This window comes from Nostoc sp. WHI, from assembly GCF_015714725.1.
In the GTDB taxonomy this organism is placed as follows: domain Bacteria; phylum Cyanobacteriota; class Cyanobacteriia; order Cyanobacteriales; family Nostocaceae; genus Nostoc.
In genome coordinates this window covers 1-15,109 of record NZ_WBKM01000233.1, presented here as the reverse complement: position 1 = coordinate 15,109, position 15,109 = coordinate 1, and the positions used below count along the sequence as shown (strand labels likewise).

At 42.4% G+C, this 15,109-nt stretch carries 18 protein-coding genes and 2 pseudogenes; 10 read left to right on the top strand and 10 right to left on the bottom strand.

The window, feature by feature from the left end:
- Positions 1-7 precede the first annotated feature (7 nt).
- Together F8S12_RS23235 and F8S12_RS23230 are read right to left on the bottom strand one after the other, a co-directional pair.
- On the bottom strand, positions 8-226 hold the full coding sequence (locus tag F8S12_RS23235; protein ID WP_196518682.1) for a hypothetical protein: 219 nt from the start codon (positions 224-226) through the stop codon (positions 8-10).
- A gap of 265 nt (positions 227-491) precedes the next feature.
- Positions 492-2,279, bottom strand: a complete 1,788-nt coding sequence (locus tag F8S12_RS23230) for a serine/threonine-protein kinase (protein ID WP_196518681.1) — start codon at positions 2,277-2,279, stop codon at positions 492-494.
- A 342-nt stretch (positions 2,280-2,621) separates the two neighbouring features.
- Between F8S12_RS23230 and F8S12_RS23225 the strand changes: the two genes are divergently transcribed.
- The 3 genes from F8S12_RS23225 to F8S12_RS23215 all read left to right on the top strand — a co-directional run bounded on the left by F8S12_RS23225 (position 2,622) and on the right by F8S12_RS23215 (position 3,902).
- On the top strand, positions 2,622-2,915 hold the full coding sequence (locus F8S12_RS23225) for a hypothetical protein (RefSeq protein WP_196518680.1): 294 nt from the start codon (positions 2,622-2,624) through the stop codon (positions 2,913-2,915).
- 263 nt (positions 2,916-3,178) lie between these two features.
- On the top strand, positions 3,179-3,367 hold the full coding sequence (locus F8S12_RS23220; protein WP_196518679.1) for a hypothetical protein: 189 nt from the start codon (positions 3,179-3,181) through the stop codon (positions 3,365-3,367).
- Positions 3,368-3,380: 13 nt separating this feature from the next.
- Complete coding sequence (locus tag F8S12_RS23215; RefSeq protein WP_196518706.1) at positions 3,381-3,902, top strand: substrate-binding domain-containing protein; 522 nt, start codon at positions 3,381-3,383, stop codon at positions 3,900-3,902.
- On the opposite strand, the pseudogene F8S12_RS23210 reads toward F8S12_RS23215, so the two are convergent.
- A pseudogene (locus F8S12_RS23210) lies at positions 3,886-5,029 on the bottom strand (hypothetical protein). The gene F8S12_RS23215 and the pseudogene F8S12_RS23210 sit on opposite strands and share 17 nt — an antisense overlap.
- A gap of 517 nt (positions 5,030-5,546) precedes the next feature.
- Complete coding sequence (locus F8S12_RS23205) at positions 5,547-5,714, bottom strand: hypothetical protein (RefSeq protein ID WP_196518678.1); 168 nt, start codon at positions 5,712-5,714, stop codon at positions 5,547-5,549.
- An 873-nt stretch (positions 5,715-6,587) separates the two neighbouring features.
- Here F8S12_RS23205 and F8S12_RS23200 point away from each other — a divergent pair.
- From F8S12_RS23200 to F8S12_RS23190, 3 genes are all read left to right on the top strand, one after another.
- Positions 6,588-6,986 carry a DUF1304 domain-containing protein gene (locus F8S12_RS23200; RefSeq protein WP_196518677.1) on the top strand — a complete coding sequence of 133 codons (399 nt, stop codon included), beginning with the start codon at positions 6,588-6,590 and terminating at the stop codon, positions 6,984-6,986.
- A 192-nt stretch (positions 6,987-7,178) separates the two neighbouring features.
- Positions 7,179-7,562 (top strand): hypothetical protein, encoded by a 384-nt coding sequence (locus F8S12_RS23195; protein ID WP_196518676.1) that lies wholly within the window; start codon positions 7,179-7,181, stop codon positions 7,560-7,562.
- An 8-nt stretch (positions 7,563-7,570) separates the two neighbouring features.
- Positions 7,571-7,906, top strand: coding sequence for a hypothetical protein (locus F8S12_RS23190; RefSeq protein WP_196518675.1), 336 nt, complete (start codon positions 7,571-7,573; stop codon positions 7,904-7,906).
- Here F8S12_RS23190 and F8S12_RS23185 read toward each other — a convergent pair.
- Both F8S12_RS23185 and F8S12_RS23180 read right to left on the bottom strand, forming a co-directional pair.
- Positions 7,897-8,052: a hypothetical protein gene (locus tag F8S12_RS23185; protein ID WP_196518674.1), complete on the bottom strand. Its 156-nt coding sequence runs from the start codon at positions 8,050-8,052 to the stop codon at positions 7,897-7,899. The two genes, F8S12_RS23190 and F8S12_RS23185, sit on opposite strands and share 10 nt — an antisense overlap.
- 21 nt (positions 8,053-8,073) lie before the next feature.
- A complete protein-coding gene (locus F8S12_RS23180) occupies positions 8,074-8,997 on the bottom strand; it encodes a nucleoside hydrolase (protein WP_196518673.1) in 924 nt (307 codons plus the stop codon).
- Positions 8,998-9,012: 15 nt separating this feature from the next.
- Between F8S12_RS23180 and F8S12_RS23175 the strand changes: the two genes are divergently transcribed.
- Both F8S12_RS23175 and F8S12_RS23170 read left to right on the top strand, forming a co-directional pair.
- Entirely contained in the window at positions 9,013-9,444 is a 432-nt protein-coding gene (locus F8S12_RS23175) for a nucleoside deaminase (RefSeq protein ID WP_196518672.1), read from the top strand.
- Positions 9,445-9,475: 31 nt separating this feature from the next.
- On the top strand, positions 9,476-9,823 hold the full coding sequence (locus tag F8S12_RS23170) for a hypothetical protein (protein WP_230968212.1): 348 nt from the start codon (positions 9,476-9,478) through the stop codon (positions 9,821-9,823).
- A gap of 307 nt (positions 9,824-10,130) precedes the next feature.
- On the opposite strand, the gene rbsK is transcribed toward F8S12_RS23170, so the two are convergent.
- Together rbsK and F8S12_RS23160 are read right to left on the bottom strand one after the other, a co-directional pair.
- Positions 10,131-11,066, bottom strand: coding sequence for a ribokinase (gene rbsK / locus F8S12_RS23165; RefSeq protein ID WP_196518670.1), 936 nt, complete (start codon positions 11,064-11,066; stop codon positions 10,131-10,133).
- Positions 11,067-11,261: 195 nt separating this feature from the next.
- A complete protein-coding gene (locus F8S12_RS23160; RefSeq protein ID WP_196518669.1) occupies positions 11,262-11,486 on the bottom strand; it encodes a ribbon-helix-helix domain-containing protein in 225 nt (74 codons plus the stop codon).
- A 217-nt stretch (positions 11,487-11,703) separates the two neighbouring features.
- On the opposite strand from F8S12_RS23160, the gene F8S12_RS23155 reads away from it, so the two are divergent.
- A complete protein-coding gene (locus F8S12_RS23155) occupies positions 11,704-13,245 on the top strand; it encodes a phytoene desaturase family protein (RefSeq protein WP_196518668.1) in 1,542 nt (513 codons plus the stop codon).
- Here the strand turns inward: F8S12_RS23155 and F8S12_RS23150 are convergent.
- Positions 13,213-13,905 (bottom strand): hypothetical protein, encoded by a 693-nt coding sequence (locus F8S12_RS23150; RefSeq protein WP_196518667.1) that lies wholly within the window; start codon positions 13,903-13,905, stop codon positions 13,213-13,215. The two genes, F8S12_RS23155 and F8S12_RS23150, sit on opposite strands and share 33 nt — an antisense overlap.
- Positions 13,906-14,192: 287 nt before the next feature.
- On the opposite strand from F8S12_RS23150, the pseudogene F8S12_RS23145 reads away from it, so the two are divergent.
- Positions 14,193-14,357: pseudogene (locus F8S12_RS23145) on the top strand (calcium-binding protein); the annotation flags it as partial.
- Positions 14,358-14,360: 3 nt separating this feature from the next.
- Here F8S12_RS23145 and F8S12_RS23140 read toward each other — a convergent pair.
- On the bottom strand, positions 14,361-14,921 hold the full coding sequence (locus F8S12_RS23140) for a sugar O-acetyltransferase (RefSeq protein ID WP_196518666.1): 561 nt from the start codon (positions 14,919-14,921) through the stop codon (positions 14,361-14,363).
- Between the last annotated feature and the right edge of the window lie 188 nt (positions 14,922-15,109).

Genomic DNA, 15,109 nt, shown 5'->3' with positions numbered 1-15,109 from the left:
TTTTATCTCATGAACATTGGCGCTCATGGGCAATATCACGTATGAGGGCTAGCCGAGATTGAATGTAGTGGCACAGATAATCAGTTTGGTTGGGATCTAACAACACTTGGGTTTCGGTTTGTTTCACCAACCAGTGCACCAAGCTAGCATCATCTAGTTGCAAGAGGAGCTTGGCTTGAGCGGTTTCAACTACTGACCAAAGTTGACGCATAATCGTAGGAGTCATCAAACCTCAATTGAATTATTACCTTAGCTGCTTTCACATTACACAATTCCAATCGTACTTTACGACATGAATGTAGAAGCTGAAACAAGTACTATTAAAAACTTAATAATGGTATTTATAATTTTATTTTGCGGGATTTGTTGGGTTTCATTCCTTAACCCAACCTACTATTTTCTTAACCAAAAATTATTAGTCTATATTGAATACTGAATCTGTCTTAGGGGATACAAAAATCTAACTTTTGAGAGCAATTTTTCCTAAAACACTAACACTTTTTAGCTGTAGATGGATTTACAAAATCATGTAAATCTGCATCCCAAACGCTGATGTAAATGAAATCACATTCTTGGCGGATAATCTGACCCTTGACTAAGCCATTCTTAAAACTAAAATTATCAGATTGGCGCTGTTGTACTTGTTTAAGTCCTTGCTTAATATCTTCAGTGGCTTGCCCACTTAACAATCCATTCAAGGTAGCCTCCATTACCTGCGGATCTACCGATTGAGCAAAAGCTACCTCAGTTTGACGCAGCACTTTAGAATTACGATCAAATAAGTAGCCAAGGTCAATTTTGTTTGGTACAAGTTTGTAAACAACAGCACGGGTTTTACCCCACACGCCTCTTAAATCTTGATTTGGTTTGCCGAGGGTAGCTTCTACGATGTTTCTTGGTGTACCTGTAGGAAATGCAGGAACGCTTTGTCTGCTAGTAGTGGCAGCTAATTTACTCCGCGGCTTGTTCTGTGGTGTAGAACGCGGTTCTGGTGTGGGACTCGCCTCATTCTCTGGTTCTGCTACTGGAATATCTGAAGTTACAGGCTTGCTTTCTGGCTCTGGTGTGGATACAACTGAGGGATTAGAGGCTGGCAAAGGATCAGGAGTTAGTTGCGGCTGTGGTGGTGAGGTGGGTACAGCTGGGACTGGGGAAGTTTGGGAAGAAATGGGCGGAGCGGTAGATGTAGGAGTAGGCAAAAATTCTGGCGATCGCGTGGGACTTGTGACAATGGTTGTCTGTGGCTGTTGCTGGCGACTGATACCAGAAATTGCTACTGCACCAATCAAACCGCCTACCAGCAAACTACCAAGAATCACAGCAGGTTTTTGCCAGTTTCTGAAAGTGGCAGATCCATTAATAATTGTACTTTTTTGCGATGAAGATAATGGCTGGATTTGTTCGGTCAATATGGCGGTGGGAGTATTTACACCTGACTCGATGGGAATATAACTAGCAGATTGCAAGTCATGTAGCATTTTACTAGCAGTGCTGTAGCGATCGCCTGGATGAGGCTTAATTGCCTGATTAAGTATCATCCTGAATTGAGGGGAGACATTAGGGGCGTGTTGCTGCCAAAGTATTTCCCCAGTTTGCAGATCAGTTAGTAGTTCCTGCGGGTGTTTGCCAGTTAGCAGATAAATCGCCGTTAAGCCCAAGCTGTAGATATCAGTAGCGTAAACTGGGCGGCCAACGGCTTGTTCGCTAGGCATATATCCAGGCGTACCAATTACGAGCGATCGCGTGGGGTATGTTAGGGAATTCACCACTGAACGGATTGTTTCTTTGACTGCACCAAAATCAATCAAGACTGGCTTGCCATCAAGGGCGCGGAGAATAATGTTATCTGGCTTAATATCTCGGTGAATTATACCTTTGCTGTGGACATAATCTAAGACCAAGAGCAGATTCAAAAGAATTTGCTGGACAATGGCTTCGCTTTCAGAGCCTTTAGTTTGGATAATTTTTGTTAAGGTTTGACCGTGAATCCATTCTTGGACGAGATAAAACTGCCCGTTTTCAGAAAAGTAGGCGTAGAGTTTGGGAATTTGGTTACAACTTTCAGCTAAATACTCTAAGGTTGCTGCTTCCCTCTCAAACCTCTGTTGGATTATTTTGTAGGTTTGCGGGTCATTATTGGTTATCGGTTTGAGTTGTTTGATCACACAATGACGACGAGAAGGCAGATGGGTATCTTCTGCCAGAAAGGTTTCGCCAAACCCACCAGCACCGATTACCTGGATAACTTGATAGCGATTGTTTAACAACGTTATTGTCATGAAAGGTTACAAGCAATAGCCCTTTCTCAATGTACATCAGATATATCATCCACCTTGGGCTGATTTACAAATCTGATGGCGGTAAATATTTTTTAACCTGAGTACGGGATAAGCTCTGAGACAAGAAAAGGGCACACACTGAATGATTTTTCTCACAAAGAAGAATATATATGTAATATGATAATTATGATAATGATGTTCATGTATTCTCAAACGGACAAGCCTATGTCGATTCTGAAGTCTGGTACGCTAGTTCCATCACTAGCCATTGCTTCAGTTGTGATAGTTTGTAACTCCAGCTTTTCAAACACACCTGTCTTAGTGAATGGAGAGGCTAAATTGATGTCACAAAACTCAAACAAAGGATCGAGCAATAATGAAATTAGATTGCCCGATAATGTATCAAAGCAAATAGAAGAAATCGAGAGAAAAGCTCGGCAAGAACATGCTGATGGAGTTGCTCGTGACAGCGCAAGAAAGACACCAAAAGAGAGGGAATCAGAAGAAAAGGAAAGAAAGAAACTGAAGGATGCTGAATTGGCTCCAGAAACAAGAACGGATGAGGAGCTTAGACGTGAAGACGAAAGAGCGATCAAATTGCTTAGAGAAATGAGAGCAAAACAAAAGGGTGAATAAAGTCTACCCAGCAGTCGTTCTCTTCCCTTAAGTAAAAGGAAGGCTCTGAATTAAGCAGTATGCGTTGAATGCTGCAGTAGTTTTTGGCGAAAGTTGATTTATTATCAGGAAAGTCTTAGCTGGAAAATTTAAAATATATAAGATGGTTTGGATATATTGATATAGCTAGCAGGAGCCTTGCAGGAGTTGCACCTAGCAGCTTAGGTGTACGTCGTCCAACTGCTAGTGTAGAGTTCGTAACACCATCGAATGCAACTATTGCCTTGAGTGTTATAACAACAGCCAACCAAGAAAGAGTTGCAATTTACCAACGCATTGCCTGTGACGCACCGTTAACACCTAGTACTACAGACATGATTGCAGGTGCACGAGTGCTGCTTAACCCTGAAGTATTCGGAGCCAGCTATCCCGCCATTTACAAAGGTGGTGGAATAGTTTCAGGATTGAAGTAGAGCTAATTCATCTCTGGGTAACGTCTACCGTCTTAATATACCAACGTCTGGGCTTAGGCTTTCACGGCCTACTCACTGTGGTATTTTTAACGGCAACATCATAAATTGGAACGATGCCAGAATTAGAGCAGATAACGGCGGCGCAATAATTGCAGCCAATAAACCCTTAAAAGTTGTACGTCGTAGTGATAATAGTGGTAGCACTTTTGTTTTGAGCAGTCATCTCAATACTGTATGTAAGCCTGCTGCGACTCCAGGTATCTCATTGATTTCTGCATGGAATAGAGGAGTGGGTTTTATTAGCTATACTCCTAATCCAGATGGTCCTCTTTGCCCATATTTTAGGCCACCAGGAGTCTGTTGTCCGAGAGGTTTCCTATCTGCTTCAGGTGGATCAGGTGTAGCCAGTGCGATCGCAGCTAATGCTGGTGCAATTGGTTATGTGGATAGTGCTACACAGTTAGCTAGAAGTCTGCCTGCCGCAGTCTTACGTAACAAGGCAGGGAATTACATTAGAGCTACTTGGCATTACTAACAACCCATCTGCTATTTTGGGCATCCCATAAAAGGAAAAAGCGCACAGAACCAGGAATTACTTTGCCAGTTTTCATCGAATATCTAAACTGAGCATCAACTGTAGCTGTTTCTGCACTTGCTTCTACCAAATTAACTTGTTCGATATCTATACTTTGAACCTTCCCGCCCCACCAGTCGATGTAAGAAAGATAGCCATCTGGGTGAAGTCGTCTATTATTTTGATAGCCAGGAGATAGCTGATTCCACGCAGCTTGATACTGACCCTGATTAATAGTTGCATAATAATTTTGCACAGCTTGTTCTGGTGAGGGTCGATCAATTTGAGGCTGTGTTGAAGAGGGAAACTGAGTAGATGGCGTAGGGCTGGGAAATTGCGATCGCACTGGTGCGTTATCCTGTGGTTCAGAAGTGCTGGAAATTGGGGATTGTGTAGGTGAGGGCGTATTCTGCGGTTCGTCGCGGGTTGGGGTAGATTCTGATGAGGCGCTTGAGTCTACTACTGATTGAGGTGATTTATTGAAAGCAAAACCAATGATTATAGAAGCACCAATCAAACTACCTGCAATTATACTGGCGAGAAAGATTCCTCTGTTCCCACTGCCTTGATTGGCTGGTTGAGAAGAAGACGCTGGACTGACAGCAATTGTATTTTGCAGTGTTGCGGCAGGAGGTGCAGTTACCACTGGTGGTTGGATATAAGGCACCGTAGGCGGGAAAGTTCCAGCCTCAAATTGCAAGGTGTCTAGCATTTCTTTAGCCGTGGCAAAGCGATCGCTCGATCTATAACTGCTGCCATTGACGGACTAATACTTAAAGCGTGGCTGTGCCAGACAATTTCCCCAGTCCGTGAATCTGTCTCCAATTCTTGTGGCTGTTTGCCGGTGAGGAGATAAATTGCTGTAATTCCTAAACTGTATAAATCACTAGAATAAAGTGGTCTACCTGCGGCTTGTTCACTTGGCATAAATCCAGGCGTACCAATCACATTAGAATTGGTCTTAGTTGTTTAATTACACAGCGACGGTTGGAAGGCATTTGGGTATCTTCCGCTAAGAAAGTCTCACCAAAGCCACCACCTCCTAAAGTCCGAATAACTCGATAGCGGTTGTTCAGCAGTGTTTGCATAAATTAGCAGTGGTAAGAGGTTGTTTGAAAAGTGGTTTGCTGTAATTTTAGGCACTTAATTGATCCCCCCTAACCCCCCTTAAAAAGGGGGGAACCGGAATCAAAGTCTCCCAATTTATCGGGAGATTTAGAGGGATCTAAAACTTTTGATACCGGCAAGAGGACTTTTCAAACATCCTCTAAGGAAAAAAGTATTTTGTAGTATTATTTCTATTTTCTTTCTGTGCATCTAAGTTTTTTTTTATAGCAGTAATATAAGCATTACTGAATATACTATCTGGACGATTACTTATTCTAGATTAGTGAGAAAATAGCGCTGCCCACTCAACAATTGGGAAGCGCTATGCTTGTAGTTAGGAAAATTTTGCTGTTTTGAACGCCTTTAAGAGCGATCGCCACGCTTATGTGTGGTAACAAATACTCACTACAAAAAGCTCAACGTTACGCGTTTTAAGTCAAAGGAGTTACATCCTACTATTTAACTGAACTGGTTTAAAACCACCCCCAGAAGACCTATCTACTGTTGATCTTCTTGATCCTTGGGCTTGGGTTTTTGTCGCCGTTGTTCAACTTGTTGGTCAATAGTTTCTCTCATTTTTCGCTCGGCAGTATCCATCGCAGAATACTTAAAGCGATTGATTACACCACTGAACAAGTTGCCAAAGAATCTTTCAATTTCTTGCATAATTTTATACCTCAATATTTAAAGGTAAATTCTTGACTCTACATTAGTCTTGGACTTTTTAGTGGAAGTTGGAAATAAGACGCTAATTTGTTCTCTTAGAAGTATCTATTAGCGTTTGGGCGTGGTTTATTATCCGTTAATCACTTTTGCTTGGGAATAACTGTATAAAACAGTATTCTCAATCAAATCAATAGTGTTGAGACTTACGGGATTGAAACGCGCTAGACGTTATATCTATTTATTGTATTCGGTCTAAGGTAATAAATGTGGCAAAGACACAGGTAACAAATTGTCTCCTTGGTAAAGTTACGGAAGTTGTCATCAGGGGCAAAGTAGCCTGTAATTATGAAGCTACAAACGTTTCAGCCCTAACTCTCTAATGTTTTATTTGAGAATGTGTCATTAATGACATAGCGGTAGAAGGCTTCTATATGCAGTCCTGTATCGATATCTCTGCGTGGTAGTCCGGGCATGGAAGTGCTGGTGATTATCGATTCGGCTCTTTTTCTTAATTTGTGTTGTCGTCGCTGTATTTATGGTGCAGTGACCCTAAAGCCTACAACGCTTGTACTTCAAACACTTCCAGCAGCGATCGCTCTCATTCTTGTTTGGTTACATTCTCGATCCAAGCTGTAAATCGTTGTTAGAGTGGGTGAGCAACGCCTAACAATATAAAGTTACTTTTCAAGAGGCTACAGTTATGACTTCTACTAACGGATAATTAATTCAAGCATCTCTTAAGGCTGTGCTAGCTACATTTATTGCTTCTAAAAAGTCACTCAGTAGGAATTTCAATTCCGACAAAAAATCTGGAGTGACATATTCTGAAGGCTCTGGTTTTAAAATACACTGGTTTGTTTAGTAGAGGGCATTATGAAAATTGTTGCTGTCATTGCTGTTGCAATTGTTGGTGTTATTCATGTCGCCATTGCGATCGCAGAGATGTTTTTTTGGGAAACTCCTTTTATTTATGAAAGACTTGGATTTACTCCTGATATCGCCCATCAAGTCGCTCCAATTGTCAAGAATGCAGGTTTGTACAATGCATTTATTGCAGCTGGTTTATTCTGGGGGGCTTTTAATGAAAACAGATCGATTCGGCTCTTTTTCTTAGTTTGTGTTGTCGTTGCTGGTATTTATGGTGCAGTGACGCTAAGACCTACAACGCTTGTACTTCAAACACTTCCAGCCGCGATCGCTCTCATTCTTGTTTGGTTAGATTCTCGATCCAATTCGATCCAAGCTGTAAAGCGATACTTTGTACAATCTTAATTGGCAAGGTGGATAGCCAGAAACTTTCCACATAACAAATAGTTAGGCTGGTCTATCCTTCTGTGGAAACAGTTCTTCCAGACCAGGCTACCTGTTCAAGTTCTCACGAGGCTGGCTATTGGGGAATAAGATTTTGTTGCTATGCTAAGAGCTAAGGGCAAGTAGCTAAATTCAGATTGGCGAGTTCGTAACGTGGATGTTCTAATTGAGTCAACAAGGAGCTTTGAGAAGGAACTTGGCAGACTGAGTGAAGATGAAAAAGCCGCAGCAGTTAAAAAAATCAATGATTGCGCCAGTCTCTTCCCAACTCGGAAAGCTGACGTTTATCGTAAATTGCGTCGTCTTCCCCTACTGTCAGATATTAATGGCTATGAATCTTCGCTATACACGCTAAAAATTTCGCAGAAACTAAGGGTGATTTTGGCAGTTGACGAAGATCCAATTTTTGGACAAGTTATTTTTACTCTTTTTCGAGTGGTCAAACACGATGACCTCGATAAAGCGTATAAAGGTGTAGCAGAGTCTTTGTATCAAGGATTACTTCACCACAAGCGAGAAACTGCCCCGTTCTCGTAAGTTGGTTTATGGCACAAACTCTTACTCTCTGTGATGAATACGGCATTATTTATCAAGCCATGAAGATTTTGCCAGATGACGAGCTAAAGATTGCTTTTCTGGAAGCCTTGGCAGAGTTTGAAGATAACGAGTGTCACAGAACAAGAAAATTTCCAAAAACCAGACTGCACAAAGTAAAAGGTGTAAAGCAGGCGATTTATCGTGCTGATATCGATAAAGTCTCAGGTTGGCGCATCCACGTTCAATATATTAATGGGCAAATTCATCTCAAGGATATTATTGAGGGGCAAAGACACGATGATGTCATTGAGATAATTAAATCTAAAAAGGTACGCTATGAGTAATTCTCAGTCTTAAATAGCACCGTACCCAAAAAAGTCTTTGCACCGGAACGCCCCAATATGGACGGTTGAGTTGCAGATGTTGTCTGCGTGCGGTGAGCTTGGGCGTTAGACTGCTTGAGTTTTTGGTGGCGAGTTTGAGTATTCACGCTACCTAATTTTTCAGTTTTTTATCTTGCCCATTGCTGCAAGATGTAAGTGTAAAAAGCCTCTTTATCTACTTTATCCATCGCATAAATTTTCCGACCACCAGCAACTACTTTAGTTCGCCCCTGACTAAGACCGGTGGCGATAATTTCTGTTTCCCACTCGCGTAATTGATAGAATTCTGGATGTCCTAGATAAGCTGTTGCCAGCACATCCCAGAAGTAATAATCTTGGGGGATAACCAGTGCATAACATTGTCCAGCTAAATCAGAGATGGGATAGTGGCGTTGTCGTCCCATTTTGTACACTAACTCCGATGTAACTGGCACATTGTTAGTCAAATCTAAAGGACACATAATAATTTCAATTTGAGTTTGCCATACCTGCGCTGCTGAAATTGCGTCCCAATAAACATTCCATTCGGCGGAACCATCTTGTCCAGCTTCTAAACTTTTTTCGACATTACCACCGACATTCAACGCACCCCCCATCCAAATAATTTTGTGAATTTTTGCTTCAATGTCTGGTGCTTTCTCTAAAGCTACTGCAACCGTCGTCAACGGCCCAGTTACCATCAGCGTTACGGGTTCCGATGCCTCCCGCAACACCTTTATCATAAAATCTTGACCTGTTTCGGCAATCAGAGGCGTAGTAATGGTTTCGCTTTGGTTGAGAATGGGGAGATGATCAACGATAAACGAGTCGCGGCGATAGAGAGTAGGAAATGGATTGATACCGCGCACAGTGCTTTCTGCAACGGGGATATGAGAAAATCCCATTAAATCGATAATTTTACGTGTGGCGCTAACAGCCGGTTGAACGTAGCAATCGGCTGGAGTGACGACGACACCAAGGAGTTCAATATGCTCCATCGTCAACAGCAGCATAGTTGCTAAATAGTCATCTACACCGCCATCATGATCCATTAATACAAGTTGTTTTGTCATAAAAGGAGAATTAACATGGATGAGTTTATGGAAGTTGCAATTCAAGAAGCAAAACAAGGCAGACAAGAAGGTGGAATTCCCATTGGTTCGATTCTGGTCAAGGATGGTAAGATTCTCGGCAAAGGACACAATAAACGTGTGCAAGATGGTGATCCTATTACCCATGCCGAAATCGATTGTCTCCGCAATGCTGGCAGAGTTGGCAGCTACAGAGGTACAATACTCTATTCAACTTTAATGCCATGTTACCTGTGCGCTGGGGCAGTGGTACAATTTGGCATTAAAAAAGTCATCGTCGGAGAATCGAGAACTTTTCCTGGTGCTAAAGAGTTTATGGTATCTCATGGCGTGGAAGTAATTGATCTCAATCTTGACGAATGCGAACAAATGATGAGTGAGTTTATTGAAACCAATCCCGAACTTTGGAATGAAGATATCGGTAAATAATGTTCCGAAGGTGAACGGCCGAGTTCAAACAGTGAATGACCAAGTTCAAACAGTGAATGACCAAGTTCAAAGAGTGAACAACCGAGTTCAAACAGTGAATGACCAAGTTCAAACAGTGAATGACCAAGTTCAAAGAGTGAACAACCGAGTTCAAAGAGTGAACGACCGAGTTCAAAGAGTGAACGACCGAGTTCAAAGAGTGAATGACCGAGTTCAAAGAGTGAACGACCGAGTTCAAAGAGTGAACAACCGAGTTCAAAGAGTGAACAACCGAGTTCAAAGAGTGAACAACCGAGTTCAAAGAGTGAACAACCGAGTTCAAACAGTGAACAACCGAGTTCTGAATAGAATGGCTCAATACAGTTCGGATAAAACTTGATCCCCCCAACTCCCCTTAAAAAGACTTGCTCAGAATGAATAGCTCTATTTCCCCCTTTTTAAGGGGGATTAAGGGGGATCTTTAAAGACTATGCACCTTAACCGAACCGTATTGCGTGAATGGCCGAGTTCAAAAGGCGAACGGTAAAGTAATTAAGTATTATTTCAGCTTTCAGCCTTGATCATTTAAGTAAGCAAACACCATTAATTACACAATGTCATTGCGAATGCAGCAAAGCGTAATGAAGCAATCGCAAAGGCTGGGATTGCTTTGCGACCCTCGCAATGACTGTAAATATTTTGTTCATCTACTTATCACGTATCACGCCTTTTTCTTGGAGAAACGCATCAAATGTAAACCTATCTGCTAAAGAAGTTTGTGCGCCTGGTTTTGTCGCCGCTAAAGCACCCGCAGCCGCACCCCAAACAACCGCTTGATGTAAAGAAAGTCCTTCAAAAAGTGCCGTAGCTAAACCGCCATTAAAAGCATCCCCAGCCGCAACTGTATCAACGGCATGAACTGGGAACGCAGGTACAAAAAACTTTTCCTCAGCAGTGGCACAAAAAACACCCTTGGCGCCCAGTTTGACGATCGCACATTTCACACCCCGTTGCAATAAAACTCCAGATGCGATCGCTGCTGTTTCCTCGCCATCCACAGGAAAACCCACTAACTGCGCTGCCTCAACTTCATTCGGTGTAATAATGTCCACTAATGAATAAAGTTCATCTGGTAAATTAGATGGTGCTGGTGCAGGATCAAGAATTACTTGGATGTTTGCACTCCTTGCTGCTTTGGCTGCTGCAACCACGGCAGTTATAGGAATTTCTAATTGTAAAAGCAGTGCTGTAGCTTCTGCTAATAAGTTGGACAATCGTTCTACATCTTCTTGGTTGACACGCCCATTTGCACCAGGAATTACAATAATTTGATTTTCACCAGCATGATTTACGGCGATGATGGCGACTCCAGAACTAACAGTTTCATCTACAAAAATGTTGTTAGTCTGCACACCAGATGTTTGCAAATTGTTGACAAGTTCTACACCAAAATTGTCTGCGCCTACACGCCCCACCATCTGAGTAGGAATTCCCAATCTGGCTAATGCTACGGCTTGATTGGCTCCTTTTCCTCCTGATACTTTAAAAAAATCGTCCCCCAGCAGCGTTTCTCCTGCGACTGGCAACCGAGGTACTGTAGCTACCAAGTCTATATTGATGCTGCCGAAGACGATAATGCTCATAATGCTGGTTTCTTGTGCTTTTACGCAAACTCAATTCATATTATTAATCAGCATAAGGCTTTCCTCGTTCCTGGGCTGCCGCCTGGGAATGCATTCATTGAGTCTCTGGCTCAATGAGTCTCTGGCTCAATGTCTAACTGGAGGCAGAGCCTCTAATCAGCCATTCCCATGCAGAGCATGGGAACGAGAGAAAAGTTACGATCTAGATGCTTCCCAGTCGGTAATCGCTGCGTTCTGCCATTCACTATCCCAACCCAATTCCAATTCATCCACTAAAGAACAAGCTATTGCTAGTGCCCTATCTTCTTGTTGCTGCTGCCATTGTTTCAAGAGAACTTCAATTAGCGCACTGCGGTTTTCAACTTTTTGGTCGATGTAAGTCAGTAGTTCATCTGGTAAAGAAATAGAGATTTTTGCCATATCCTACCTGGAGTCATACTATGAGTAGTATAAAAGAAGTTTTGCATTTTGTTTAATCTATGTTTTTTAGTGCGTTAACGTAGCAAATAATTTTTGATGGTCAATATTTGAGAGTGCGTTAGAATGCGATCGCCTTCTCTAAACTATCTCACCCATCAGTCCCCAACAAGCTATACTGCCAAACATCAGTTAAACCATCGTTGCCAACATAAGGGATATGCAAAACACAGATGTAGTTGTCATCGGTAGCGGAATTGGCGGTTTAAGTTGTGCTGCTCTTCTAGCACGATACGGCTTTGAGGTGATAGTCTGCGAAAGCCACTCTATTCCTGGTGGTGCTGCTCACACTTTTGAGCGCAATGGTTTCAAATTTGACTCTGGCCCGTCCCTCTATTCTGGACTGTCTTACAGCCCCTCTGCTAATCCCTTAAGACAAGTGTTAGATGCAATTGGCTCTGATCTACCATGCGTAACCTACGATACTTGGGGTTGTTGTCTGCCAGAAGGTGATTTTGACACGGCGGTTGGTGCCGAGCAATTTTGTGAAATACTGCTGAAATTCCGTGGTCATGATGCTGTAGCCGAATGGCAAGAACTCCAGCGCGTTATGAAACCATTTGTGAATGCAGTAACCGCCATGTCGCCAGCCGCATTACGCTTTGATTGGGGTGCAGCTAGAACTATGAGCCGATTTGCCCCATCTCTAGCAAAACACGTTGCAGATATCATCAAGTTAACTGGGCCTTTCAGCCGGATCATGGATGGTGTTGTTAAAGACCCGTTTACACAAAATTGGCTCAATTTGTTGTGTTTCCTGCTTTCTGGACTCCCCGCAGATGGTACGAGTGCCGCAGAGGTAGCATTTATGTTTGCCGACTGGTATCGACCAGGCGCGGTGCTTGACTATCCCATTGGTGGTAGTGGTGCTTTAGTTGACGCTTTAGTACAAGGACTGGAGCGACATGGTGGTAAACTAATACTGGGCACTCATGTGGAGCAAGTGCTTGTAGAAGGCGATCGCGCGGTGGGTGTGCGTCTGCGCGATCGCCAAGAAATTCGAGCGCGACGGGCAGTTATTTCTAATGCATCGATTTGGGATACTCTGAAGTTGCTACCAGAAAAGGCAATACCCAAACAGTTCCGCACCAAACGACAAGCGACACCTGAGTGTGATAGCTTTATGCATCTACATCTAGGCATTGATGCCCAAGGATTACAATCAAATCTGCGGTGTCATTACATCGTGGTCAATAACTGGGAAGCAGGTGTGACAGCACCTCAGAATGTTGTGGTGATTTCAATCCCTTCAACTCTCGATCCATCCCTAGCACCCCCAGGTAAGCACGTGATTCATGTATATACTCCTGGTAATGAACCATACTCTATCTGGGAGGGAATGGACAGGAAAAGTCAGGAATATGCCCAACAAAAGCGATCGCGTGCAGAAGTGATGTGGCAAGCTTTGGAGCGGATCATTCCAGATATTCGCTCCCGTTGCGAAGTCACACTTGTTGGTACACCTCTAACCCACGAGCGCTTTCTACGTCGTCACCAAGGTTCATACGGGCCAGCGATTCAGGCTGGATCTGGTATGTTTCCTGGCCCCAACACACCCCTACCAGGGTTAATGTGCTGCGGAGACTCGACATTTCCCGGCATTGGTTTACCAGCAGTTGCTGCTAGCGGAATGATTGCCGCGAATACCCTTGCACCTGTTAAACAGCATTTAGCTATGCTTCAGGATATCAAGTGCATTTAATTTTCGAGGATAAAATCTAGCTGCCAAGAGAGCCGCACCGACTGCTAAAATTGCTAGTACGCTGTCAGGTTCAGGTACAGCAGTAACTTGAGCATCAATTCGTGCAGTTCCAGCAAACAAACCTGTCAAGTCAGGGTTGCTTAGTATAGTTGCAAACTCTGGAGAAATCAGCAATTGAACATCAGGGAGGGTTAAAGTTTGGCCATCAAATGCCACAGATCCCGGAGCGCTCAAATCAAACAAAATTGTATTTAGAGAAAATGTGTCTCTTAAAACAAGTCCGCTAGCATTTTTAACAGTACGTCCTGAAGCAAAACCTATTGAAAAGTTACCAACAGTAATTTGATCATTGAAGGTAACAGTGCCAGTATGCTCGATTGTACCTGAAAGGAAAGTAAAACCGCCCTCGTCACTGAACCTGAAGTTTGTGGCTGAGTCGATGTTGAAGCCAACAAAGTAATCGCTGGGAATTGGTGTAACTGTATTATTAGTGTCTGTGAAGACTAGTCCGATATTTCTAAGAATATCTTCGTGGTCACGATCAATGCTGGTGACTCCTGATTTCACCTGAAAAGTTGCAGCTTCTACCTGTATGGGTGCAATTGATATAAAAGCTGCTGTTGTACAACTAAAAATTCCTGCAACATGAGAAAAACGCATAAATACTCCATATCTTTTGTAGCTGATTATATGTAATAGAACAAAAGTTTTTCTTAAAGATTTTATTTGAATTTAGATTTAATTAAAGCTTAGATGAAGTACGTAATTAAATCATAAATTATGCTGCTTATTGTATTTAGAAGAGCTTTTCGTTTAACTGCTTTTATTTTTTTCAAACTGAAAGTTTATTTCTTAATCAGTTTTTTTATAATTTTGCAGCATAATGGTTATTGCTAATTTAAGAATAGCTTAAAAAAGCTTTTCCATCTGGCGATTCACCGAATGATGACTGCTTAAAAGATATGTTTGTAGAGGTGGCTTACATTAATGGTAAGGATGAAGATGTGTATTCTGCAAAATTATCTGAAATAGCAGCCATTGACGCTAACAGCGAAATTCAAGAAGCGATCGCAGACTGGTTCTATGGGATTATCAAAGAATATAAGTTTTAAATTCTAGGACAAATACCGAATGACACGGCAAGGATTGCCAACAGCAACAACATTCTCAGGTATATCTTTGACAACTACACTACCAGCACCAATGGTTGTGTTATCACCAATAGTTACACCTGGACAAATAATTGCACCGCCACCAATCCAAACATTATTACCAATGTTAATCGGGGTAGCTAGTTCTCTACCAGAAAGACGAATTTCCGGTTCTGTAGGGTGATAAGCACTATAAATTTGTACATAAGGAGCGCACAATACATTGTCACCGATATTAACTGTATTACAGTCTAAAATTACACAGCCATAGTTCATATAGAATCTGTCGCCAACATAAATGTTACTGCCATAATCACAGTGAAAGGGTGGCACAATTGTGGTTTTCTCACCTATTTTTCCAAACAATTCTTGCAAAATTTGCTGCCGTTGCTCTTGCTGTTCTTCAGTTGTAGAATTGTACCTCCGCAGCAGACGACTAGCTCGCTTATTTTCGGCAGCCAATTCTGGATCTTCTGCAAGATATAATTCGCCTGCGAGCATTTTCTGTTTTTCGGTTTTTTCCATGACAGATTTATGGGGCTTCTCGGTTGGTATGATACACCTTAGTAGCGGCTAGAGTACCATATTCCATTCAATCAAAACCGCCATAAATCAAAATTCTAGATATATCAATCCTAAATGCGTTACGAACAAAAAGATGCCCCGCTCTGCTCCACATTAGAAGGATGAAATCATTTCCCCTACTCCCCGCC

Excerpts from the sequence above, each read along its gene's own strand:
- rbsK (WP_196518670.1), bottom strand. The coding sequence starts at position 11,066 with ATGAGCATTATCGTCTTCGGCAGCATCAATATAGACTTGGTAGCTACA.
- F8S12_RS23205 (WP_196518678.1), bottom strand. The coding sequence starts at position 5,714 with ATGCAAGAAATTGAAAGATTCTTTGGCAACTTGTTCAGTGGTGTAATC.
- F8S12_RS23150 (WP_196518667.1), bottom strand. The coding sequence starts at position 13,905 with ATGCGTTTTTCTCATGTTGCAGGAATTTTTAGTTGTACAACAGCAGCT.
- F8S12_RS23155 (WP_196518668.1), top strand. The coding sequence starts at position 11,704 with ATGCAAAACACAGATGTAGTTGTCATCGGTAGCGGAATTGGCGGTTTA.
- F8S12_RS23180 (WP_196518673.1), bottom strand. The coding sequence starts at position 8,997 with ATGACAAAACAACTTGTATTAATGGATCATGATGGCGGTGTAGATGAC.
- F8S12_RS23140 (WP_196518666.1), bottom strand. The coding sequence starts at position 14,921 with ATGGAAAAAACCGAAAAACAGAAAATGCTCGCAGGCGAATTATATCTT.
- F8S12_RS23160 (WP_196518669.1), bottom strand. The coding sequence starts at position 11,486 with ATGGCAAAAATCTCTATTTCTTTACCAGATGAACTACTGACTTACATC.
- F8S12_RS23230 (WP_196518681.1), bottom strand. The coding sequence starts at position 2,279 with ATGACAATAACGTTGTTAAACAATCGCTATCAAGTTATCCAGGTAATC.
- F8S12_RS23235 (WP_196518682.1), bottom strand. The coding sequence starts at position 226 with ATGACTCCTACGATTATGCGTCAACTTTGGTCAGTAGTTGAAACCGCT.
- F8S12_RS23200 (WP_196518677.1), top strand. The coding sequence starts at position 6,588 with ATGAAAATTGTTGCTGTCATTGCTGTTGCAATTGTTGGTGTTATTCAT.
- F8S12_RS23175 (WP_196518672.1), top strand. The coding sequence starts at position 9,013 with ATGGATGAGTTTATGGAAGTTGCAATTCAAGAAGCAAAACAAGGCAGA.
- F8S12_RS23190 (WP_196518675.1), top strand. The coding sequence starts at position 7,571 with ATGGCACAAACTCTTACTCTCTGTGATGAATACGGCATTATTTATCAA.
- F8S12_RS23225 (WP_196518680.1), top strand. The coding sequence starts at position 2,622 with ATGTCACAAAACTCAAACAAAGGATCGAGCAATAATGAAATTAGATTG.